This is a genomic window from Bacillus sp. MMSF_3328, assembly GCF_030733525.1.
Lineage (GTDB): Bacteria > Bacillota > Bacilli > Bacillales > Cytobacillaceae > Bacillus_AB > Bacillus_AB infantis.
This window is the reverse complement of sequence record NZ_JASHIV010000024.1, coordinates 20,990-43,536: the sequence shown is the minus strand read 5'-3', so window position 1 is coordinate 43,536 and position 22,547 is coordinate 20,990. Positions and strand designations below refer to the sequence as shown.

Below are 22,547 nucleotides of genomic sequence, written 5' to 3'. Positions count from 1 at the left end.
AATCCTATGGAATTCTTTGAACGTTTTGCCATTCCGCATCCCAGCCCTGTTATCTATGCGTCAATGGTTGCTATAGGTTTAACGGTTATTGCCATCATTGCAGGCTTGACTTATTTTAAAAAATGGGGCTATCTGTGGAGAGAATGGCTGACAACAGTCGATCATAAACGGATTGGGATCATGTATCTGATTTCTGCCCTGCTCATGCTTTTCCGAGGCGGCGCAGATGCCATCATGATGCGTGCCCAGCTGGCTGTGCCGGACAATACCCTCCTTGACGCACAGCACTATAATGAAATTTTCACAACGCACGGAACAGTTATGATTCTGTTCATGGCAATGCCATTCATCATGGCTTTTATGAACTTTGTTGTGCCGCTTCAAATCGGGGCACGCGACGTTGCTTTCCCTAAACTTAATGCACTCAGCTTCTGGCTCTTCTTCATGGGTGCCATGCTGCTGAACATCTCATTCGTTATCGGCGGTTCGCCTGATGCCGGCTGGACTTCCTACTTCCCTCTTGCAGGGACTGAGTTCAGCGAATCAGTCGGAACCAACTATTATATGTTCTCACTGCAAATCGCTGGTTTGGGTACATTGATGACCGGTATCAATATGGTAACCACCATCCTCAGGATGCGTGCTCCTGGCATGACATTGATGAAAATGCCAATGTTCACATGGTCATCACTTGTTGCCAGCATCATTATCGTATTTGCTTTCCCTGTACTGACTGTTGCTCTTGCAATGGGATCTCTTGACAGATTATTTGCCACCAACTTCTTTACGACCAGCAATGGCGGTATGGATATGCTGTGGGCAAACTTCTTCTGGGTATGGGGACACCCTGAGGTATACATTCTGATACTTCCTGCTTTCGGTATATACAGCGAGATCATCTCAACGTTCGCACGCAGGAACCTTTATGGCTATAAATCAATGGTAGGATCCATGGTGATCATTTCACTCTTGTCCTTCCTTGTCTGGACCCACCACTTCTTTACAATGGGCCAGGGAGCTTTGACAAACAGTATTTTCTCTATTACAACCATGGCGATTGCCGTGCCGACCGGAGTTAAGATCTTCAACTGGCTCCTGACGCTCTGGAAAGGGAAAATTACGATTACGACGCCAATGCTTTATTCCCTTCTCTTCATCCCGATTTTCACAATCGGCGGGGTAACAGGTGTCATGCTCGGAATGTCGGCTGCGGATTACCAGTATCATAATACAATGTTCCTGGTTGCCCACTTCCATATGGTTATTATTCCGGGTGTAGTTTTCGCGATGCTTGCCGGTTTCCATTTCTACTGGCCGAAAATGTTCGGCTACATCCTGAACGAAAAGATCGGAAAGCTGACTGCATGGATTATCTCCATGAGTACACTCCTTGCTTTCATGCCGATGTTCTTCTCAGGATTGGACGGACAGGCGCGCCGCGCGTACACTTATTCTGAAGCTACTGGATACGGCATCTGGAATATGCTTTCCTTTATTGGAGCTGCAGGGCTTGCTGTTGGCTTCGCCCTGATTGTATACAATGTGTATTACAGCACACGCTATGCTTCAAGAGACATCGGTTCAGATCCTTGGGATGCACGTTCACTTGAGTGGGCGACAAACACACCGGTGCCGGTATATAACTTTGCCGTACTGCCTGAAGTGAAGACTTCTGAAGGCCTCTGGGATGCGAAGAAACACGGACACAACCTATTCCCTGGCAAATATGAAGAAATCCATATGCCGAATAACAGCGGCTTGCCATTTATCTTAAGCTGCATCTTCTTTGCATGGGGCTTCTCCTTCATCTTTGCTATGTGGATTCCAGTCATCATCACAACGATCGGCATCTTTGCCTGCATGGCAGTATGGTCGTTCCAAAAGGATTATGGCTACCATATCCCGGTTAAGGAAATCGAAAAAACTGAAAATGAAACTAATATGCGGGGTGCTAACTAATGAAAATAGATCACTCGCTGCCGCTTGAATTTAGTACTGAAGAAAATAAGACAAAGATATTGGGATTCTGGATTTTCCTTGGTGCGGAAATCATGCTTTTCGCAACACTCTTTGCCGGATATTTTACCTTGGTGGACAGGACCGGAAGCGGTCCGTCTGCCGGTGAAATCTTTGAGATCTCACCTGTTTTGATAGAGACATTTGTTCTTTTGACGAGCAGCTTTACGATCGGGCTGGCTATTCATGCCATGAGGCTCGGCAATAAAAAAGCGATGCTTGCATTCTTTGGGATTACCATCCTTCTTGGACTTGGATTCCTGAGTGTAGAAATATACGAGTTCATACACTATGTCCATATCGGTGCAGGACTTCAGACAAGCGCCTTTACAGCGATCCTGCTCACTACACTGGGGACTCACGGACTCCACGTTACGTTCGGGATTTTCTGGGGACTGGCAATCATGCTGCAGGTGAAAAAACGCGGATTGAATCCCCACACTGCCAATAAGTCATTCATCTTTTCACTGTATTGGCACTTCCTTGATGTTGTGTGGATCTTCATCTTCAGCTTCATTTACCTGAAAGGACTGATGTAAACAATGAGCGAATTATTTCCTCGCAAACAAGTGATGGGCTTTGTATTCTCACTAATCCTGACAGCAGTGGCCCTCATGGTTTACTTCTTTGACATGTCCTATGCAGTCGGGCTGACGATCCTTGTTATTACGGCATTCATACAGGCTGCACTGCAGCTGGTCGTATTCATGCACGCAGGTGAATCAGATGACAAAGGAACGATTTTTACCAATATTTATTATTCGATCTTTATTGCCCTGGTGACTGTGTTTGGTACATTGCTCACTATGATTTGGGGTTATATGTAAAACTAAAAGCGGAAGCGCCTTGCTTTAACCATAAAAAATAGGAGCGTCAAATGGCGCTCCTATTTTTTTTTGCCTTATAAATGAAGGCTGTTGATTTGCGTTCCAGGCACTTCGCTTTCCGCGGGGCGGCGCTGAGCCTCCTCAGAGCAAGCTCTTGCGGGGTCTCAGCTTTGCCGCTGCAATCCCGCAGGACGTTGAATCCTCTTCCTCGATGTTTCTTCGCACGAGAAAAATGCGCATGCATTTTATGAGGAGTCTACGTGCCTTGCACTCCAATCAACAGGACTAATTAACTTTTTTGCAGGTTTGATTCCGGCATTTCATTAATCCATTACTGTACCTCAGAATAAAGATTGGCTCATTTCGTAAAGGGTCGTTGCTTATTCTTATAACCAAGAACAGTTTACATTTTGTGGTATCACTTTATGAGAGGCTTATTCGAATGATTGAGCAGTTTAGTGAAGGATTGTTTATAAAAATCTGGAAGTCTTCCCCTTACTTGAGTGGCCAGCAAGCCATAAAATAAGCGGAGATTTTCCGGCTAGGCTGCTGAATATGGGATGGCGGGCATAAATAAGCGGAGATTTTCCGGTTAAGGGAAGCGAAGTTGCCCTTTTTCCTGTTTTTTGAGTTGATAGCCGGAATTTCTCCGTCTATTTGAGCTATTTTTAAAGCTTTTTAGAAAGTAGGGGGAATTCATCCACTTATTTTACAACCTGTCACTGATTCCCACATTCAGGTCCGGGAAGGTCTGCTCTTTTGAACGCCCCCCGTATAAATGAGGACTGCTGATTTGCGTTCCAGGCACTTCGCTTTCCGCGGGGCGAAGTTGACCCCCATCGCGCTCCGCGCTGTGGGGTCTCAACATTTTCGCTGCAATCCCGCAGGGGTCTTCGTGCCTTCCACTCCAATCAACAGGCTTACTTAACTTTTTGTGCTTTCGGGTTCCGGCGATTTATTGCCATTACTATACCTAAGAGAGATAAGGAAATCAGAACATCAGATCTTATGTGGCACCTAGAAATCAAAAAGGGGACTGAAAAGCTTTCTCAGTCCCCTTTTTCCTGCAAAATAAAAGGAGCGTCATCCGACGCTCCTATTTTTTGTGCTGTACTGTCAGTCTGCAGCCTTCTGTTTTTTCGAGCATTTCTTCTGTTGCTTTAAAGAAGATGCCCATGAGGAAAATGAAAACTGCTCCGATGACCATTCCGATTCCGATAGGAGTCAGTAAGCTGGAACCGTTTGCAAAAAATCCAGCCAGAAAAGTGAGAATTCCAGCTGCCAGGATGGCTCCGCCGATATTTTTGGTGAAGATTATAACCTTTTGATTGCTGTTCATGCTTATCGCTCCCCTTTTTTCCTTATTATCCCTCTTCGTTCACCATATTGTCAATATATATTCACGAAATATCCCTTGACTTTGTTATTTTTTTACCCTTAACAACAAAAAATTATGCAGCTTTCCTCTCAGAATAGGTGAATTGTTACAATTTCTTGTTAACACAAGGAAAAAAGTTAAATAGTATAGATTAATAATTTAAATGTGTTATACTATTTTTGAGATGTAATCACTTTCAAAAACAAATTGGCAAAGGAAGGTATTCATCAGATGAATTCTGTAAGCATCCCAAACGAACTCAGCACCCTATTGCAAGGCCAGAATATTCAAATGCAATTGTCTGTACCCCAGCTTGTGGAAAAAGTACTGAATAAACAGGAAGGCGTCCTGACGGCAACTGGTGCAATCTGCGCCACAACCGGAAAATATACCGGCCGGTCGCCAAAGGATAAATATATTGTTGAAGAAGCATCCGTGAAGGATAAGATCGACTGGGGACCAGTGAACCAGCCTATTTCCGAAGAGATCTTTTCCAGTCTTTATACTAAAGTGATCGATCATTTAAAAGATAAAGAAGAAGTTTACGTGTTTAAAGGTTTTGCAGGAGCCGACACAAAGCACAGGCTTCCTATTCAAGTAATCAATGAATATGCATGGCACAACCTTTTTGCCCATCAGCTTTTTATACGTCCTTCTGAAGAAGAGCTGCTCGAACATGAAGCTGCCTTCACTGTCATTTCCGCCCCTGATTTTAAAGCAGATCCGGCTATTGACGGGACACAGTCCGAGACGTTCATCATTGTATCCTTCGAGCGCAGGACTATATTGATTGGCGGCACGGAATATGCCGGGGAAATCAAGAAGTCGATATTCTCTATCATGAATTATGTCCTTCCGGAAAACGGCATCCTGTCTATGCACTGTTCGGCAAACGTCGGCACAGAAGGCGATGTGGCCCTTTTCTTCGGGCTGTCCGGAACAGGGAAAACGACACTTTCCGCTGATCCAAACCGCCGCCTGATCGGAGATGATGAGCACGGCTGGTCATCAACAGGAGTTTTCAATGTCGAGGGTGGATGCTATGCAAAATGCATCGGCCTGACACGCGAGAAGGAGCCGCAGATTTTTGACGCCATCCGCTTCGGATCTGTCCTGGAAAATGTCATCGTCAATCAGGAGTCACGCCTTCCGGATTATGACGATAATACATTGACTGAAAATACCCGTGCGGCCTATCCGCTCCAGGCTGTCGACAATATCGTCGATCCTAGCGTCGCCGGCCATCCGAATACGATTATTTTCCTGACGGCGGATGCGTTTGGGGTACTGCCTCCAATCTCCAAGCTTTCTAAAGAGCAGGCCATGTACCATTTCTTAAGCGGCTATACGTCAAAGCTTGCCGGAACTGAGCGCGGCATCACTTCCCCGCAGGCCACATTCTCAACCTGCTTCGGGTCACCGTTCCTGCCTTTGCCGGCAATGAGGTATGCTCAAATGCTCGGCGAGAAAATCAGCGAGCATAATGCCAACGTCTTCCTTGTCAATACAGGCTGGACAGGCGGAGAGTACGGAACAGGCAGCCGCATGAAGCTTGCCTACACACGCGCAATGGTTCAATCTGCTTTGATCGGTGAACTGAATCATGCTGAGACAGCAAAAGATGAAATCTTTGGCCTTGAGATTCCGCTTCACGTGCCTGGTGTTCCTGATGATGTCCTTCAGCCAGTAAAAACATGGGCAGATCCGGAAGCATATGCCGAAAAAGCAAAAGAGCTTGCCGCCCAATTCAGGGCCAATTTCAAAAAATTCACAGACGTACCGGCTGAAATCGAGGAAAAAGGCGGTCCTTCAGAGGCCTGACTATTGATTAAAGCTGAGATTCTTTTAACAGTGAATAGGTAAAAGCAGCAAGCCGTGCCCGGAATCCTGGCACGGCTTGCTGTTCTATCCATATTTCTTTTGATGGGCTTTTTTTAGTTCCAGGTACTCCTGGTCCTCTCTGATCAGGTTCCATTTTTCCTTAAAAATACGTGCCGACTCCGCTTTTTCCTCATCAAGGGTCCTTTCCTTTACCTCCCCATCATCATCATACTTGCGTCCGCCTTTATAATTCGCATACCGCCTTGCACGCGTATAACCCATCTGAATGAATTTACGGCTCATGTCCATGCCGGGAAAATCTCCTTTTTTCTTATACTCCAAATAAAGCTGATAAATCTTTTCCGATGACTCCTTTGCAATCTCCGGCGTCCGGAAACGCCAATGGGGAAGAATTTCACTTTTATATGGTTCGACCAGCAGCACCCCCTGCTCCCCTCTCCCAACCCTGTATTTCTCCGGATTTTTGCGGAAATCGATCTGTTCAAAGTCCATTTTATAATCAAATGCCACTGTTATCATCTCCCTGCTTATCCATTCCTTTTCAGCCAGGCTTCAAAACAACATGCAGCACTTTGCCCTCTTTTAGATTCTGTAATTGGATAGAAAGCTTAAAAATTCCCTCTGCTTTGAATGGCTGTACCGCATGATTGCATAGGCAGCTGCTTCCGGCAGCTGTATATTCCTGCACTCTACCTCCAAAAGCCGTCCTTCCAGAAGCTCCCGCCTCACAGTCGACTCAGGCAGGAAAGATACACCAAGGCCTTCGGCTATAAAGCGCTTGGTTATATGCGTCTGCGACACCCGCATCATTTTCACGCGGGGATAACGAATCTTTACCGCCCTGCAAAGCTGGTCCCAATAGCCTGGGTGGTTATGTGTCAGAAGATAGGCAGACAAGAGAACCTCTTCTTCATCAAGGGGCGGGGCACTTTCCGAATCTCTCCCGTCATGTCCGGCGACAAGCATTACCCTGTCATTGTATAGAAGCTCTGATATCATTTGCGGGTCAGCGGCCGGAAGACATGAAAGGCCAATATCCACAACCCCCTTGCTGACAGCTCCTTCTATATCGGAAGAATCAGCGATGACGACTGAAATCTCGACCTCTGGATGCTGTTTTATATAGCTTTTCAGTACATATGGAAGGATGGTATCAGCAACCAGCGGGGAAATAGCAATATTCAGCGATGAAGTGAACCCCTGTGAAATGGACTGCAAATCTTCGAGACTTTCCTGATGGACAGCCATCAGCTTCCGGCAGTGTTCCAGATATCTTCTGCCTTCTTCGGTCAGTTCCACCTTTCTGCCTCCCCGTTCAAAAAGAGATGCCCCGGTCTCTTTTTCCAGCTGCCTTATATGAACTGTAACAGTAGGCTGTGAGATATAAAGCAGGTCTGCCGCTCTCCGGAAGCTGCCAGTCTCTGCCGCTGCAATAAATGTTGTCACCCAGCTTAAATCCATAGCTCCACCCTTCCTGATTAATTTTCTTAATCATTTCAATTAAAAATAATTAATTTTCTTAATAATTGATATTTTATACAATGAAAGCAGATAAGGAAAGGAGAATGAGAATGATTGCTAAAGGATTAAAAGGAATCATTGCTGCTGAAACCTCCGTTGGCCATGTGGATGGATTGAAGGGACAGCTGATTTACCGGGGCTATGAAATCGGAGAACTGACCAGGAAGTGCTCTTTTGAAGAAGCAGCTTTCCTGCTTTGGCATGGCCGCCTGCCCGCCCGCGGGGAACTGGACGATTTGAAGACTGAACTCCACTCATTCAGGGCGATTCCTCCGCATGTGGCCAGCATTATAACAGCCATGCCCGTGTCTTTCAGCATGATGGACGTGTTAAGAACCGCTGTATCCTCACTAGGAGGAAGCCTGGAAAAGCCAGCAGTAAGGCAGGCTGTCCAGCTGACCGCTCTCATACCAGTGATGATCGCTTTCAGGAGCCGGCTGCTGGAAGGGAAGCAGCCGGTAGATCCTGAACCCTCTTTGGGCCATGCTGCCAATTATCTTTATATGCTGAAGGGACAAATCCCTGAAAAGGCCCATTCAGAGGCTTTGGAAACGTATCTGCTTCTTACAATGGAACATGGGATGAATGCTTCGACTTTTTCAGCAAGAGTGACTGCATCCACAGAATCAGACCTTATTTCAGCCATTACTTCAGCAATCGGCACAATGAAAGGCCCGCTTCACGGAGGGGCTCCATCAGGAGTGATAGAGCTGCTGGATGAAATAATGGAGCGGGGAGATGCAGAAGCTGTCATCAGGGAGAAATTGGAGCGGGGGGAAAAGCTGATGGGGTTTGGCCATCGCATATACAAAACGCTGGATCCGCGGGCAGCAGCATTAAAGGATAAGCTTCAGCAGTTTGCCGGCCATGATACATGGCTTGATATGGCGCTGGAAACGGAACAAACAGCATTGAGGCTTCTGGGGGAATATAAGCCGGGCCGGTCATTATATACAAATGTCGAATATTACGCAGCAGCCATCATGAAAGCCCTGAAGATGGATTACTCCCTCTTTACACCTACATTCACTGCTGCCCGGATAGCAGGCTGGACAGCACACGTAATTGAACAGGCCGACAACAATGCGATCTTTCGTCCAGAGTCGCTGTATATCGGTCCGCTTCACTAATCTTTCCTCTTCGGCCGGTTACAAAAAATGAACAGGCCTCCATCACAGGGGCCTGCCTTTTTAGTTAGTCGAATTCAGTGCTACCAGCTGATAGGTGATGCGTGTTTTTCCATCTTGCATTTCAAGCTTCCTGATCAGGGCAGTTCCGCTTAGATCAGCTTCTTTTGTTTTGCGGACTTCTACGGGGATGTCCAGCGGATAAATCCTGTAGCCTTCTTTTTCAAGAGTAAAATAATTGTCTTCAAGCCTGGTTTCCCTGCCCTTTGTCACAATCATTGTATTTAATTCCAAAGGCATTCCCATAGGATATCTCTCCTTCATTCTCTAATCTACTCTTATAGTACAGTATTCAGCCTGTTTTTTCATCCATGCAGTTAAATCGGAAACCACCCTGCGGTTGACAGCCGGCGGGAAGTAGTGGGTATATTCGTTGAAATACCAGCTCTCGACCGGCTTCCCCAATGCCTTCAGCCGCTTTTCAAGCCTGTAGGCGTGCTCGACAGAAACATTGTGGTCCTTAGCTCCATGAATGATCAGCACGGGAGGCCCCATATCCTCAAGATGGTAGAGGGGGGTCCTGCTTTCGTACCGTTCAGGATATTTAACCGGTGTTCCCCCAATTACCCGCTTCATCATTCTCCGCAAATCCTTCCTCTCCACATACGTCAATGCCATATCGCTGACTCCGCCCCATGTAACGACAGATGCCGCTTCAGGATGATGGATGGCTGCAAGGAGCGCCATGACTCCTCCCCTGGAAAAGCCAAAAATATGGACTTTATCTATACGGGGATGATTCTGAAGAAGGCGGAAGCCTGAAAATGCATCTTCCCTGTCTTCACCTGCAAAATCTTCATTCCCTTCCCCGCCCTGGTTTCCCCGGTAAAATGGCGCAAATACAATGAAACCTTCTGAAGCAAATTGGACAATCCGCCCCGGCCTGACTTTCCCCACATTTTTGATTCCGCCCCGCAAATAAAGGAATCCGTCATATATCTCCCCATCCTTCGGCTCTGCCAGCAGGCCTTTAATCTTTAATCCCCCGGCTGTATAAGTGATAAGGCTCAATTCAATGGCAGGGTTTGGGGAAGGATAGCGCTGCCTGTCTATAATCATTTCTTCCATCAATTCTCATCTCCTTAACCCTGCAGAATAATAGGCACAAAGCCTTCCTTTAAATTTCCGTTCCTGGGCATTCACACATTTTTTGCCCAAATCATACGATAGCTTAGATAAGAACACACACCTTTACACACGGGAGGCAATAGCATGAAAAGAGCTTTAAAAATAGGTTTTTCTTTGCTGGCTGTATTTGTACTGCTGGTGCCGCTGGCGGCTTGCGGCAAAGACGAAGTCCAGACTGTCAGGATTGCGGAAGTTACCCGTTCCATCTTCTATGCTCCCCAATATGTTGCCATTGAAAAGGGATTTTTCAAAGAAGAAGGCCTTGATGTCAAACTGACAACCACCCCTGGCGGAGATAAAACGATGACAGCCCTTCTTTCGGATGGAGCAGATGTGGCGCTTGTCGGATCGGAAACCTCCATCTATGTATACGGCCAGGGCACAAATGATCCTGTCATCAATTTTGCGCAGCTGACACAGACAGATGGAACCTTCCTCGTATCCCGGGAAAAGATCGACGACTTTACATGGGATCAGCTGAAGGGGAAAACCTTCCTTGGCCAGCGCAAAGGCGGAATGCCTCAGATGGTAGGGGAGTTTGTATTGAAGAAGCATGGAATTGATCCCCAGGAAGATTTAAACCTGATCCAAAATGTAGATTATGCCAATATCGCTCCAGCCTTCGCTTCAGGCACAGGTGAATTCGTTCAGCTTTTCGAACCGACTGCCAGCGTGTTTGAAAAAGAAGGCAAAGGGCATATTGTCGCCTCCTTTGGCACAGAATCCGGTCATGTACCTTATACCACCTTTATGGCAAAAGAAAGCTATATGAAAGAAAACAGTGAAACGGTTGAGAAATTTGCCCGTGCAATCTATAAGGCACAGCAGTGGGTTGATTCGCATGAGCCCCAGGAAACAGCTGAAGTAATCCAGAAATATTTCGAGGACACTGACCTTGACATCATCGAAATGGTAGTGGACCGCTACAGAAGCCAAGGCTCGTTTGCAGCTGATCCTATATTGGATGAAGAGGAATGGAAAAACCTCCAGGATATTATGGATGAGGCCGGCGAACTTCCAAAACGGATTGATCATGAAACATTAGTTAATACAGAAATTGCCGAAAAAGTGATGAAGTAGGCAAGGCTCTGAATTTAAAGAAACGGAGGGTGAAAAAATGGACTTTCTCGAGATTGAACAGATCAATCATACTTATTTTACCAAAAACACTGCAAACACGGCCCTCTCTGATATTACCTTAAGCATTAAGGAAGGGGAATTTGTCTCCTTCCTTGGCCCAAGCGGCTGCGGAAAGACTACGCTTCTGTCCATTATAGCAGGCCTTATAGAACCCTCAGAGGGCAAGGTCTCTCTTGAGGGGCGCCCAGTCAATGTTTCTGAACGGAAGATCGGTTATATGCTCCAGCAGGACTATCTGTTCCCCTGGAAAACAATCGAGGAGAACATCTTGATCGGCTTAAAGCTTGCAGGAGAAGACACCGGAAGCAAAAGGGATTATGCTTTCAGCCTGCTTGCTGAAATGGGATTATCCGGTGTTGAAAAACAGTTCCCCAAACAGCTGTCGGGAGGCATGCGCCAGCGGGTGGCCCTGGTGCGCACCCTTGCTGCTGAACCAAAGCTGCTGATGCTCGACGAGCCCTTCTCCGCCCTTGACTATCAGACTAAACTGAAGCTTGAAGACCTTGTCTCAGGCACGCTGAAAGCTTTCGGAAAAACGGCCATCCTTGTGACACATGATATCGGCGAGGCCATTGCCATGAGCGATAGGATATTCATGTTTTCCCCTCGCCCCGGAAGGCTCCATAAAACCTTCCACATCCCGGATGAACTGCGGAATCTCAGCCCTTTTCAGGCCAGAAGCCATTCTTTATATTCTACATTGTTCCAGACTGTATGGAAGGAGATGGAGTCCCTTGAGTCAGAATAACAGGAGGATTGAAGCCCTGCATCTTGAATACAAGAAGGGGCTGAGAAGCGAGAAAAGGCGGGTCCGCTTTTTTCAGCTGGTCATATTTGCTTTCTTTTTTGCCGGCTGGGAGATATTCAGCAGGAACGAATGGATCAATCCGCTGATTTTCAGCTCGCCATCAAAGGTATGGGAGCTGTTCCTGTCCAAGCTGAGCGACGGCTCTCTCCTGGCCAACCTCGGAATCACCCTTTCGGAAACTGTGTTCGGCTTTGTCCTGGGAACCTTCCTTGGCACATTGCTGGCTGCCATTCTCTGGTGGTCTCCTATCATCCAGAAAATACTGGATCCGTATCTTGTCATACTGAATGCCATGCCCAAGGTTGCTCTCGGGCCAATCCTGATTGTTGCCCTCGGTCCGAGCTTTACATCCATCGTCGCCATGGGCGCCATCATATCAGTCATTATTACAACCATAGTCGTTTATACATCCTTTAAGGAAGTGGATCCCAACTATCTGAAGGTGCTCCAGACCTTTGGCGCCACCAGGGCCCAATGCTTTAAGGAAGCCATCCTTCCAGCTTCCTTCCCTGTCATCATCTCCACATTGAAGGTCAATGTCGGCCTGTCCTGGGTCGGAGTGATTGTCGGAGAATTCCTGGTTTCTTCAAAAGGACTTGGCTATATGATCATTTACGGGTTCCAGGTGTTCAATTTTACGCTTGTCATGCTGTCGCTCCTCGTCATCGCTGTCTTTGCCACTATTATGTACCAGCTTGTGGATCTGCTCGAGAAAAAACTGATTAAAAGCTGAATGTTGCCAGCCTGGGCGTTTCAATTTTCCCCTGCCCTTTAATGGGGCTGTTGATTTGCGTTCCAGGCACTTCGCTTTCCGCGGGGCGGCGCTGAGCCTCCTCGTCGCTGCCGCTCCTGTGGGGTCTCAGCCTTGCCGCTATCTCCCACAGGAGTCTACGTGCCTTCCACTCCAATCAACAAAGTTTTTAAAAAAAATTGGGTCAAGGTTGCAGTCTGCTTATATTTATTGGTAAAACGTTTATGTTAAAAACTAAAAAAATGAAGCGGGAAAGCACCGCAGCAGATACCGACTTGCCGGCTTGGGAGTACCCTCCGACCGCCAATTTTGATGCACTTGCCAATCGGAAGGCTGTTGCCCTTCAAAGCTTTCCTTCCAGCATTTCAATGCTCCTTTTTACCACGTCATCCTTCATGATGAAGCTGAAGCGGCTGTCCATCCTCTCCGCCAGCAAATCCCCTTTAAATAGAACCGGTCCATCCGTCTCCAGATAAGAATCCTTTTTCTCCAGCTCTGCTGCATGCCCCCAGTAAATGGCCTTTACAAAAGACAGGCCATCCAGCTTTACCTCATATTCGCCGATAAACCGCAGATCATCAAGCAGGGCTCCTGTCTCTTCCCGAACCTCTCTCCTTGCTGCCTCTTCAATCGTTTCTCCCGCTTCACATTTTCCGCCCGGGAACTCCCAGCCCCTCTCCTGGTGATCCGTCAAAAGCCAGCTATCTTCATACCGGCATATGACAAGGACATGCTTTGCTTTTTCAAGGAATGATCCCTTCTGGAAAGACAGTCTGACAGTCCCCCCATTGTAATCTTTGAAAACTTCCATTCAAGTCCACTCCTGTTTTCCTTTTTCTCTATTATAGAAGAAGCTTTCAGCAGGAAACCACTTTCGCAGCGCATACAGGTAAATTTTTCATATAAAAACAGATTAAGCTCTTCCTAAATAGGGAAAGGACCTGTGAATCCATACAATTTTCCTATGAAACTCGCAGTGGATACATAAATATCCCTGTATAGGGCGTGTTATAAAGGGAGGGAGCGTAATCAGGATATTTATATTTAGGCTTAATGGACCATATTAGGCAATTCTCGAAACTTTTCGGCAAACCGTCCGTAAAAAAGATAACAAATACTAACAGAGGAGTGTATATTTTGAAAAAAATTCTATCATTAGCAGCTAGCCTCATCCTTTTATTCATGCTGGCAGCATGCAACCAGACGGCTGCCCCTGTCAGTGAGAGCAATAACTCAGATGAAAATGGCACGGCTGCAGAAAATGGCGAAACAGCAGAGAATGAATCTGACCTTACGCTTGAGGAAGTTTTGGATAAAACGACAGAGGCTTCAGAAAACCTAAATAGCTTTTCGGTCGATATGACAATGGATCAGATGATCAGCGCCGGCCAGGAGGAAGAAAACATGAATATCAGCTCTGATATCCAGATGGATGTCGTTACAGAGCCAATGGCCTTTTACCAAAAAACGGCCATGTCCCAGGACCAGTCCGGTGAAACTTATGAGACTGAAAGCTATTTTACTGAAGAAGGCATGTTCATGTATGACCCCGCTGGAGAAACATGGATGAAGTTTCCCAAAGAAATGTCAGACCAGCTGATCCAAATGTCCGGTCAGCAGACAAATCCGGCTGAAGAATTAAAAAAGCTGCAGGAATTTACAGATGACTTCACATTTGAACAGGACGACAATCATTTCATTCTCAAACTGAAAGCATCAGGAGAAAAATTCACTGAACTTATGAAAGAAACAATGGCTGATACACTGCCGCCGGAAATGGCTGCCGATGAAGAAGTATTTAACAATATGAAGATTGAAAACGTCGAGTACACCATTCTGGTTGATAAGGAAACTTTCTATCCTTCATCACTGAATATGGATATGACTATGGAAATGGCAGTTGAAGGGCAGACAGTCTCACTCAATCAAAAAATCGAGGGCAAATACTCAGACTACAACGAGGTAAAAGAAATCACAATCCCTCAAGAGGTTTTGGACACAGCAGTTGAAATGGAGATGTAAAATAGCAAACATAATCGGGGCGGGGAAAGATTTCCTTGCCCCGATTATGTATTTTATTGTGAAAAGTCTTTTTACCTGCATAGGGCATCGTGCGCTGAAGTTCAACTAAAAAAATCCTTCCTTTAATGGGGCTGTTGATTTGCGTTCCAGGCACTTCGCTTTCCGCGGGGCGGCGCTGAGCCTCCTCGTCGTACCTCCTGCGGGGTCTCAGCTTTGCCGCTGCAATCCCGCAGGAGTCTACGTGCCTTGCACTCCAATCAACAGGGCTTTGAAATAAATTGGGCAACTGTACCCCGCAGGCCAGACAGGAAAACAGATCCAATGAAAAGACTTGACTGTTAGAAATATATTCGTAAAGCACAGTAGTAACAAGATACTTCTTATACCTTCCTCATTCGCCTGAAACGAAGTATAGGAAACTTTTTTAATTTCTCCCCCCAAGAATACCCATCTCATCAATATGCTTCCTGGCTTCTTCATCCCCAAGCTCATAAATCATTTTGTATGCCCCGGCCAGGCCTTCATCATAGGCATCATTCTCCCGGTCATAATGATACTGGACATACGGAACATGGGCACGGAAGAAATTCTGCCAGTCAGTTGAGTGATTCTGGTCAAAATACTCCCTAAGCCTGGTGATTTCTTCGTCATTGGCCTCTATTTTAAAATTCCAGGGCGAACTGTCTGAACTCTGGGATATTTCTCCGCTGGCAACGCTTATATAATACACTTTCCTATTTTCCATCCTGGTCATCCCCTTTTTATTTCCTTCTTATCTTTGTTTCCCTCAAGGAAGGCAATTTTATTCTCGGGGAATACTTTTCATAATGAAGGGTATTTACTAAATATAATATAGAAAGACTGGCGGGCAGGATTTTTCCTGGCCGCCGCGAATATACATTAGCAATCCATCTTGAGGAGGTGTACCATATGAAAATTGTTGACGAGCTCTACGAATTGTACCGCGGAAAGCTGACAGGGGATGAGGAAGACATTGATATGCTTGCATTCGCTTTTCTTGAGGAAATGAGCTATGATGACCTTCTTTCCCTCCTGAAGGAAATGGATAAGCAGGAGCTTTACAGCCTGATGGGCCTTTATTTAATCGAAAGCCTGAAGGGCAAATTTGCCAATGAGGACTACGGCCAGGAAAGGCATCCGATATTTCCTCAGCGGAATATTCATTAAATTGATACATAAATAGAGAAAGGAAAAGCCAGTATCATATTCCAGGCTGCTCCTTTCTCTTCTTTTTTTGCATACCAAAAAAGCATCCGGCAGCTGCCGGATGCTTTTTATCCTTATCCTAAGAATGCTTTGAACATCCAAATATGCTTTTTCAAGCTCTGCTTCACAGACAGCAGCATATCCGCTGTGCCCTCATCATTTGCCTCTTCAGCAATTTCGATGGCACTTTGCAGTTCATCCTCCATCTTGATGAAATCATTGCAGATGCTCCTGACCATATCCTCTTCTTTTTCAGAGCCTGACGCTTCTTCAACAGAAGCCATTTCAAGGCATTCCCTCATCGTAGCAACAGGGCTGCCTTCCAGGGCAAGCACCCTTTCAGCAAGAACATCGATATGTTCATTTGCCTCGTTGTACAGCTCCTCAAATTTTTCATGAAGGGTAAAGAAGTGGCGGCCCTTTATGTACCAGTGGTAATTATGGAGCTTTACATATAATACCGTCCAATTGGCCACCTGTTTATTAACTGCTTGTACTAATTGATTTGACATACTATCAACCTCCCTTCTTTATAGTACCCACCCTCCGTTTTTTAAAAACATGCTGCTGCTTTTTTTATGAAAACCCACCAGGCCAATGTTTCATGATAAAATACGAATATTGGAAAACCCGCGATTATCAGGCAATTTAAAGGGAAAAATACAGAAGCATGTGGGCAGCTGTTCTTCCCGTCTATTCAAAAGGAGGGAAATCATGTATATCATTTTAATTATAAGCATCATTATTGTTTTAGTCGTACTGCTCCTGAGTGTTGTCACAACCTCCAAGGCTTATACGTATAAACATACCGTCGATCCAATTGAGAACAACCCCCACCTGAAAAATGAAGAGGGGGAAAATACAGAAGCAGAGCAAACAGAGACAGAAAACAAGGCTTAAACACCTATTCTAATTGCCATTTGAAACGGTGCATAAGCGGCCGGCACTATCCTATTATTGATGCCGGCCGTCAGACTGCTGGATGCAAGCGGTTTTGCCTTAGCAGGGAGAGTGTTTTTTCATGGATGTTTATTCGATATTTATCAGTCTGATTTTTGTGCTGAATGTGATTTTTGCCATCATTGTTATTTTCCTGGAGCGGAGGGACGCAGGAGGCACCTGGGCGTGGCTGATGGTCTTATTTTTCATACCGATTCTTGGTTTCATCATGTATTTCCTGTTTGGCCAGAACCTTGCGCGAAGGAAGATGTTTCAATGGGAGGACCGGGAAAAGGTCGGCATAGATGAAATGATCAGACAGCAGGTTCAATCAATTAAAAATCAATTGTTTTCCTTTCGCAATGAAACCATCAGGGACAGCTATGATTTGATCTATATGCATTTGATCAATAATGAAGCCGTCCTTACCCAGGATAACGAAGTTGAGATATTTACCGACGGAAGGAAGAAATTCGATTCTTTAATCGGCGATATAAAATCGGCACAGGATCATATCCATCTGCAGTATTATATTTTTAAAAAGGACAACCTCGGCAGAGGGCTTGTTTCCCTTTTAACCGAAAAAGCAAAAGAAGGAGTAAAGGTCAGGGTCCTGTATGATGAATTGGGCTCCAGAGGCGTGACTAAACGTTTCTTCAGGGAGCTGCGTGCAGCCGGAGGGGAAGTGGAAGCTTTCTTCCCGTCAAAGCTCCCTTTTATCAATATCAGGGTCAATTACCGCAACCACCGGAAGCTTGCCATCATAGACGGCAAGGTAGGCTATGTGGGAGGCTTTAATGTCGGAGATGAATATCTGGGACTGGATCCTTCCTTCGGCTATTGGAGGGATACCCACCTGAGGATTACCGGAGAGGCTGTCCACGCCATCCAGACAAGATTCATCCTTGACTGGAACCAGGCGTCACACCGCCATGATATCCATTATCATACCCGGTATTTTCCGGAAAGCGCCGGCAGCGGAAATATCGGGATCCAAATCGTCAACAGCGGTCCTGACTCAGAATGGGAACAGATTAAAAATGGCTATATCAAGATGATCAGCTCGGCTAAGGAGAGCATTATGATCCAGACGCCGTACTTCATCCCTGATGCGAGCCTGCTTGATGCACTTCGGATTGCTTCACTTTCTGGAGTAAAAGTAAAAATCATGATTCCGAATAAGCCGGACCATATGTTTGTCTATTGGGCAACTTACTCATACATCGGGGAAATGCTGAAAACCGGAGCAGAAATTTATATTTATGATAATGGTTTCATTCACGCCAAAACCATTGTGGTTGATGAAAAGATTTCTTCCGTCGGTACAGCCAACATAGATGTAAGAAGCTTCCGGCTGAATTTTGAGGTCAATGCCTTTATATATGATAAAGAGGTATCCGGCCAGCTTGCCGGCAAATTCCGTGATGATATTGAACTTTCCAGCCTGATGGATGCAGAGCGCTACAGCAAAAGAAGTTTTTACATCCGCCTTAAAGAATCCATATCGAGGCTGCTGTCGCCCATTTTATAATAGCTGACAGCAAAAAAACCGGCATTATGCCGGTTTTTGCGCACTGCGTTCTATTAAGCAAATACTTGCTTCAGATCTTCCTTGCTTTGATCCAGCCAGAAGCGCATAAGACGCTTTGCCCCTTCAAGGTCATGTAGCTTGGCCTGGCCGCACTGTTTTTCGTTTGCAGCCGGAATTTCAGTGATCTCAAGAGCATCCTTTAATGTATCTTCAAGCAAATCAATGATTTCTTCCACTGTCGGCTCCCCGCTGACAACAAGATAGTAGCCAGTCTGGCAGCCCATTGGAGAAATATCAATAATATCGAAATGATCGTATTTCTCTGCATGGGTACGGATATTAAAAGCAAGCAGATGTTCAAGCGTATGGATGGTGTCCGGCTTCATCGCCTGCTTGTTTGGCTGGCAGAAGCGGATATCGAATTTATTAACAACTCCGTCACTTCCCACTTTGTGGACACCGCAATGTCTTACATATGGAGCTTTAACGGCATTATGATCTAATTCAAAGCTTTCTACTGAAGGCATGTAATCACTCCTTATAAGTCTTAATTTCAATTATAACGCAAAAGCCGACTATTTTCATCAAATTAATATAGAATAAAATTCCCAGTCCGTTACCAGCATAACTATGCATGCAGATGGACTCTTATGATTCCAAAACAGTATAATCAATAATTATGATGTAGAAAGGATGAGGCAGTACATGCTTCAAAAGATGATGATCGGACTGATCCGTTTTTATCAGATTGCCATTTCGCCCCTTAAGCCGCCGTCCTGCCGTTTTTACCCGACCTGCTCCCATTATGGTCTGGAGGCCGTCAAAAGATTTGGCCCCTTTAAAGGAGGCTGGCTTGCTGTGCGCAGAATAACCAAATGCCACCCATTCCATCCTGGAGGCTTTGATCCTGTTCCTGAGAAAAACGAGAAATGACTATTGCCCGTACCCGTCAACCACCAGGTCCAGTTTTCCTGTTTCCGGATTGATGACAAGGCCATGGACCGGTACATCCTTCGGCATGAGCGGGTGCTTTTTGATCATATCGGCGCTGTGGGCGACACTTTCGCTTACGGAGCTGAATCCCTTAAGGAACTCTTCTACATTGATCCCTGAATATGCCAGCGTTTCAAAGGCAGACTCGTCCACGCCTCTCTTCTTCATTTCTTCAATCACAAGCTCCGGCTTGATGGCGCTCATTCCGCAGTCATGATGGCCGATGACGAAAACTTCGTCCGCCTGCAGCTGATAAACAGCCACCAGGATGCTTCGCATGATGCTGCCAAACGGATGGGCCACAAGCGCACCTGCATTCTTGATGATTTTGACATCCCCATTCGCAACATTGATGGCTTTTGGCAATAACTCAAGCAGCCTTGTGTCCATACATGTCAGGATCACCATCCGTTTATCGGGAAACTTTGTTGTTGCAAACTCCTCGTAACGCTTATTTTCAACGAAATCCTTGTTATGGTCTAATATTTGCTGTAACAGTTTCATAATATCCTCCTGTAGGCTTTATAATGATTCACTACCTTCTAGCATACATAATCCCGTTCTCTTAGACAAAATTTTTCCCTTGCTTTTCACAGAAAAATTTTGTAAGATTACTTAGTAAAATCGTAACGATTACGTATTATATAATCAACATTAAGAACATATGATCATGTATCACAATCAAATCGAAATAAATACGGTTTACTTATGAAAGGCGGTTATTATGAGAAAGTTAATCATGCTCCTCACCCTATTGCTGCCGGTCAGCCTTTTTCTGGCGGGCTGCGGGGACGGAAATGCAGACCAGGCGGAGGAAAATACAAAAAATCAGCTGAATGTGTATACAACGGTATATCCGCTCCAATATTTTGCGGAAAGAATTGGCGGCAGCTATGTAGATGCCCAAACCATCTATCCTCCGGGAGCTGACGAGCACACATTCGAACCCTCGCAAAAGGATATGATGGCTCTTGCCGATTCAGATCTGTTCATTTACATCGGCCTTGGCCTTGAAGGATTTGTGAGAAAAGCCGAAGGCACCCTCGAGAATGAGAATGTAACATTGCTGGCGGCAGGAGAAAATATTGATATGGCCGGTACAGAAGATGGGCACGCCCATGAAGAAGGAACAGAAGCGGAAGGCCATGAAGAAGACGGACACAGCCATGAAGATGATGGACACAATCATGGCGATGTTGATCCTCACGTATGGCTTGATCCTCTTTATGCTGCCGATCTGGCTGAAGCTATTAAAGATGAGCTGGCAGAGAAGATGCCGGAGCGCCAAAAGGAATTTGAAGAAAATTTCCAAAATCTTGCCGCTGAACTGGATTCCCTCCACCATGAATTTAAGGAAACTATTGATTCTGCAAAACATAAAGAAATCATTGTCTCCCATGCAGCATACGGATACTGGGAGAAAAGATATGGTTTAGAGCAAATCAGTGTTTCAGGTCTCTCCACATCCAATGAACCAACACAGAAGGAATTGGAAAACATTATCAAAACAGCCAGGGAGCACGGCTTGAACTATATCTTTTTTGAACAGAATGTAAGCTCAAAACTGACGGAAATCGTCCAGAATGAAGTTGGTGCCAAATCGCTGCAGCTTCATAATTTGTCTGTGCTGACAGATGAAAATATCGATAATAAAGAAACCTACTTTACCCTGATGGAAAACAACCTGAAAGGGATAGAGAAAGCCTTGAATAATTAAGGATACAGCAGCAGGTAATATTCCTGCTGCTTTTTTATATGAGCGAAATTCACCTGTCATTTTCTTTCTGTTTTCAAGGAAATGTTTACATATTCCAGAATGAATCGCAGACACTATGTAAATGGAAGAATTGGCGAAAGGAAGATAAATATGAATGACTTGGTAATTGCGCGCTCTCTGTTTGGGACAACAATGGGTTTCCATATTATTTTCGCGACAATCGGCGTTGGGCTTCCGCTGATGATGCTGACAGCAGAGCTTATTTATCAGAAAACAAAGGACCATGACTATGTCATCATGGCGAAGCGCTGGACAAAAGCCTTTGCTGTCCTCCTCGGAGTCGGCATTCCGACAGGAACCATTGCGGGCGTTCAGCTCTCCCTGCTTTGGCCGGGCTTTATGGAAGTGATTGGGCGGGTTATGGCCCTTCCGTTCCAGATTGAGATTTATGCCTTTTTCATTGAAGCATTGTTTATGTCCATTTATGTCTATGCTGCTGAACGGATCCCTCCGTGGATGAGGATTTCGAGCCTTGTCCTCGTTGCACTCGGTGCATTTGCTTCTGCTGTCCTGATAACAAATGTCCATGCCTTTGAAGGGACACCGCAGGGCTTCAGGATTGAAAACGGAGAAATTGTAGACATTGATCCCTGGGCAGCCTTCTTCAATCCAAGCTTTCTCGTGACAGCAGGCCATGTGGCTGTTTCTGCCTATACAACAGGCGCCTTTGTAGTCGCGTCTGTGGCTGCTTTTAAGATGCTGCGCAATAAGTTCGGGACAAGGGTATATGATTTTCATAAAAAAGCACTCATGCTGAGCTTGATTGTCGGCGGCATTTTCTCATTGCTGACTGCCTTGAACGGCCATGCTTCCGCCCAGTATCTCCATGAGTACCAGCCGGAAAAACTCGCTGCCGCGGAGGGGCTTTTTGAGACGCAGTCACATGCCCCGCTTGCAGTCGGAGGCTTTACCGACCGGGAGACACAGGAGGTAAAATGGGGCATTGAAATTCCATGGGCGCTCAGCTTTCTGGCAGGAAACAGCTTTGACACAGTGGTCATCGGCCTGAACGATTTTCCGGAAGAATTGTGGCCGCCGCTTTTTGTCCATACGCTCTTCAATGGGATGGTGGCCATAGGCAGTCTGCTGATCCTCCTTTCCTTTGTAGCGTTTTTCTGGAATAAATTCTTAAAAAAAGACAGGTTCCCAAAAATATTTATGTGGGCGTTTGTGCTGTCCGGCCCTGCCGCTGTCCTCGGGATTGAATTCGGGTGGATTTTCGCCTGCACAGGCAGACAGCCCTGGACAATTTACCGGGTACTGTCAACTGAGGATTCGGTAACGACGGCCGGGAACCTTGGCATCTTATTTGTCCTTTTTGCTGCCGTTTATGTCATTCTCGGACTGACGGTTGTACTGGTGCTTCTGTATTATTTCAAAAGAAATACGGTACTCGACGATATCAACCGGACCAAGGAAAAGGGAGTCCCGCTGTATGGCTCCAATACATAAGGGGTGAG

General features: G+C 45.8%; 25 protein-coding genes. 15 read left to right on the top strand and 10 right to left on the bottom strand.

What is annotated here, in order from left to right:
• Positions 1-6: 6 nt before the first annotated feature.
• Genes qoxB through qoxD form a run of 3 tightly spaced genes read left to right on the top strand, consistent with a single transcriptional unit; the run spans position 7 to position 2,843 of the window.
• Positions 7-1,959 (top strand): cytochrome aa3 quinol oxidase subunit I, encoded by a 1,953-nt coding sequence (gene qoxB, locus RBB45_RS23205; RefSeq protein ID WP_009795278.1) that lies wholly within the window; start codon positions 7-9, stop codon positions 1,957-1,959.
• A complete protein-coding gene (qoxC, locus tag RBB45_RS23200; protein ID WP_009795279.1) occupies positions 1,959-2,555 on the top strand; it encodes a cytochrome aa3 quinol oxidase subunit III in 597 nt (198 codons plus the stop codon). The genes qoxB and qoxC overlap by 1 nt, the downstream gene beginning before the upstream one ends.
• Before the next feature lie 3 nt (positions 2,556-2,558).
• Positions 2,559-2,843, top strand: a complete 285-nt coding sequence (gene qoxD / locus RBB45_RS23195) for a cytochrome aa3 quinol oxidase subunit IV (RefSeq protein ID WP_035403236.1) — start codon at positions 2,559-2,561, stop codon at positions 2,841-2,843.
• Positions 2,844-3,939: 1,096 nt separating this feature from the next.
• Here qoxD and RBB45_RS23190 read toward each other — a convergent pair.
• Positions 3,940-4,182 (bottom strand): hypothetical protein, encoded by a 243-nt coding sequence (locus RBB45_RS23190; protein ID WP_009795282.1) that lies wholly within the window; start codon positions 4,180-4,182, stop codon positions 3,940-3,942.
• Positions 4,183-4,452: 270 nt separating this feature from the next.
• Between RBB45_RS23190 and pckA the strand changes: the two genes are divergently transcribed.
• Positions 4,453-6,042, top strand: a complete 1,590-nt coding sequence (gene pckA / locus RBB45_RS23185) for a phosphoenolpyruvate carboxykinase (ATP) (RefSeq protein ID WP_009795283.1) — start codon at positions 4,453-4,455, stop codon at positions 6,040-6,042.
• Between the two features lie 84 nt (positions 6,043-6,126).
• On the opposite strand, the gene RBB45_RS23180 is transcribed toward pckA, so the two are convergent.
• Both RBB45_RS23180 and RBB45_RS23175 read right to left on the bottom strand, forming a co-directional pair.
• Positions 6,127-6,573 (bottom strand): DUF4385 domain-containing protein, encoded by a 447-nt coding sequence (locus RBB45_RS23180; RefSeq protein ID WP_094769582.1) that lies wholly within the window; start codon positions 6,571-6,573, stop codon positions 6,127-6,129.
• Positions 6,574-6,645: 72 nt separating this feature from the next.
• Positions 6,646-7,524, bottom strand: a complete 879-nt coding sequence (locus tag RBB45_RS23175; protein ID WP_094769583.1) for a LysR family transcriptional regulator — start codon at positions 7,522-7,524, stop codon at positions 6,646-6,648.
• Positions 7,525-7,634: 110 nt separating this feature from the next.
• On the opposite strand from RBB45_RS23175, the gene RBB45_RS23170 reads away from it, so the two are divergent.
• Positions 7,635-8,714 (top strand): citrate synthase/methylcitrate synthase, encoded by a 1,080-nt coding sequence (locus RBB45_RS23170; RefSeq protein ID WP_094769584.1) that lies wholly within the window; start codon positions 7,635-7,637, stop codon positions 8,712-8,714.
• 60 nt (positions 8,715-8,774) lie between these two features.
• Here RBB45_RS23170 and RBB45_RS23165 read toward each other — a convergent pair whose 3' ends face one another.
• Together RBB45_RS23165 and RBB45_RS23160 are read right to left on the bottom strand one after the other, a co-directional pair.
• Positions 8,775-9,017 (bottom strand): DUF2584 domain-containing protein, encoded by a 243-nt coding sequence (locus RBB45_RS23165; protein ID WP_094769585.1) that lies wholly within the window; start codon positions 9,015-9,017, stop codon positions 8,775-8,777.
• A gap of 21 nt (positions 9,018-9,038) precedes the next feature.
• Entirely contained in the window at positions 9,039-9,839 is an 801-nt protein-coding gene (locus tag RBB45_RS23160; protein WP_148951187.1) for an alpha/beta hydrolase family protein, read from the bottom strand.
• A 144-nt stretch (positions 9,840-9,983) separates the two neighbouring features.
• Between RBB45_RS23160 and RBB45_RS23155 the strand changes: the two genes are divergently transcribed.
• The 3 genes from RBB45_RS23155 to RBB45_RS23145 are packed head-to-tail and all read left to right on the top strand — an operon-like array spanning position 9,984 to position 12,580.
• Positions 9,984-10,979, top strand: a complete 996-nt coding sequence (locus tag RBB45_RS23155; protein WP_009795289.1) for an ABC transporter substrate-binding protein — start codon at positions 9,984-9,986, stop codon at positions 10,977-10,979.
• A 37-nt stretch (positions 10,980-11,016) separates the two neighbouring features.
• Positions 11,017-11,787: an ABC transporter ATP-binding protein gene (locus tag RBB45_RS23150; RefSeq protein WP_009795290.1), complete on the top strand. Its 771-nt coding sequence runs from the start codon at positions 11,017-11,019 to the stop codon at positions 11,785-11,787.
• A 7-nt stretch (positions 11,788-11,794) separates the two neighbouring features.
• Complete coding sequence (locus tag RBB45_RS23145; protein WP_371931659.1) at positions 11,795-12,580, top strand: ABC transporter permease; 786 nt, start codon at positions 11,795-11,797, stop codon at positions 12,578-12,580.
• 361 nt (positions 12,581-12,941) lie between these two features.
• Here the strand turns inward: RBB45_RS23145 and ytkD are convergent, their stop codons facing one another.
• Positions 12,942-13,409 (bottom strand): RNA deprotection pyrophosphohydrolase, encoded by a 468-nt coding sequence (ytkD, locus tag RBB45_RS23140; protein WP_224952352.1) that lies wholly within the window; start codon positions 13,407-13,409, stop codon positions 12,942-12,944.
• A 326-nt stretch (positions 13,410-13,735) separates the two neighbouring features.
• Between ytkD and RBB45_RS23135 the strand changes: the two genes are divergently transcribed.
• The gene (locus tag RBB45_RS23135) at positions 13,736-14,620 is read left to right on the top strand and encodes a DUF6612 family protein (RefSeq protein WP_353762478.1); all 885 of its coding nucleotides are present in this window, start codon (positions 13,736-13,738) and stop codon (positions 14,618-14,620) included.
• A gap of 424 nt (positions 14,621-15,044) precedes the next feature.
• Here RBB45_RS23135 and RBB45_RS23130 read toward each other — a convergent pair whose 3' ends face one another.
• Positions 15,045-15,374: a hypothetical protein gene (locus RBB45_RS23130; protein ID WP_009795295.1), complete on the bottom strand. Its 330-nt coding sequence runs from the start codon at positions 15,372-15,374 to the stop codon at positions 15,045-15,047.
• A gap of 176 nt (positions 15,375-15,550) precedes the next feature.
• Here RBB45_RS23130 and RBB45_RS23125 point away from each other — a divergent pair, with 176 nt between their 5' ends.
• Positions 15,551-15,808 (top strand): DUF6154 family protein, encoded by a 258-nt coding sequence (locus tag RBB45_RS23125; RefSeq protein WP_009795296.1) that lies wholly within the window; start codon positions 15,551-15,553, stop codon positions 15,806-15,808.
• Positions 15,809-15,921: 113 nt separating this feature from the next.
• Here the strand turns inward: RBB45_RS23125 and RBB45_RS23120 are convergent, their stop codons facing one another.
• The gene (locus RBB45_RS23120; RefSeq protein ID WP_009795298.1) at positions 15,922-16,359 is read right to left on the bottom strand and encodes a Dps family protein; all 438 of its coding nucleotides are present in this window, start codon (positions 16,357-16,359) and stop codon (positions 15,922-15,924) included.
• 202 nt (positions 16,360-16,561) lie between these two features.
• Between RBB45_RS23120 and ytzI the strand changes: the two genes are divergently transcribed.
• Complete coding sequence (gene ytzI, locus RBB45_RS23115; RefSeq protein ID WP_022544311.1) at positions 16,562-16,747, top strand: YtzI protein; 186 nt, start codon at positions 16,562-16,564, stop codon at positions 16,745-16,747.
• 121 nt (positions 16,748-16,868) lie between these two features.
• Positions 16,869-18,317, top strand: a complete 1,449-nt coding sequence (gene cls, locus RBB45_RS23110) for a cardiolipin synthase (protein WP_224952354.1) — start codon at positions 16,869-16,871, stop codon at positions 18,315-18,317.
• A gap of 53 nt (positions 18,318-18,370) precedes the next feature.
• Here the strand turns inward: cls and RBB45_RS23105 are convergent, their stop codons facing one another.
• Positions 18,371-18,844 carry an S-ribosylhomocysteine lyase gene (locus RBB45_RS23105; protein ID WP_009795301.1) on the bottom strand — a complete coding sequence of 158 codons (474 nt, stop codon included), beginning with the start codon at positions 18,842-18,844 and terminating at the stop codon, positions 18,371-18,373.
• Positions 18,845-19,022: 178 nt separating this feature from the next.
• Between RBB45_RS23105 and yidD the strand changes: the two genes are divergently transcribed.
• Positions 19,023-19,250 carry a membrane protein insertion efficiency factor YidD gene (gene yidD, locus RBB45_RS23100; protein WP_022544312.1) on the top strand — a complete coding sequence of 76 codons (228 nt, stop codon included), beginning with the start codon at positions 19,023-19,025 and terminating at the stop codon, positions 19,248-19,250.
• Here the strand turns inward: yidD and RBB45_RS23095 are convergent, their stop codons facing one another.
• A complete protein-coding gene (locus tag RBB45_RS23095) occupies positions 19,251-19,814 on the bottom strand; it encodes a beta-class carbonic anhydrase (RefSeq protein ID WP_009795303.1) in 564 nt (187 codons plus the stop codon).
• Positions 19,815-20,034: 220 nt separating this feature from the next.
• Here RBB45_RS23095 and RBB45_RS23090 point away from each other — a divergent pair, with 220 nt between their 5' ends.
• Together RBB45_RS23090 and RBB45_RS23085 are read left to right on the top strand one after the other, a co-directional pair.
• Positions 20,035-21,027 (top strand): metal ABC transporter solute-binding protein, Zn/Mn family, encoded by a 993-nt coding sequence (locus tag RBB45_RS23090; protein ID WP_306010402.1) that lies wholly within the window; start codon positions 20,035-20,037, stop codon positions 21,025-21,027.
• A gap of 150 nt (positions 21,028-21,177) precedes the next feature.
• Entirely contained in the window at positions 21,178-22,539 is a 1,362-nt protein-coding gene (locus RBB45_RS23085; protein ID WP_022544313.1) for a cytochrome ubiquinol oxidase subunit I, read from the top strand.
• Positions 22,540-22,547 lie beyond the last annotated feature (8 nt).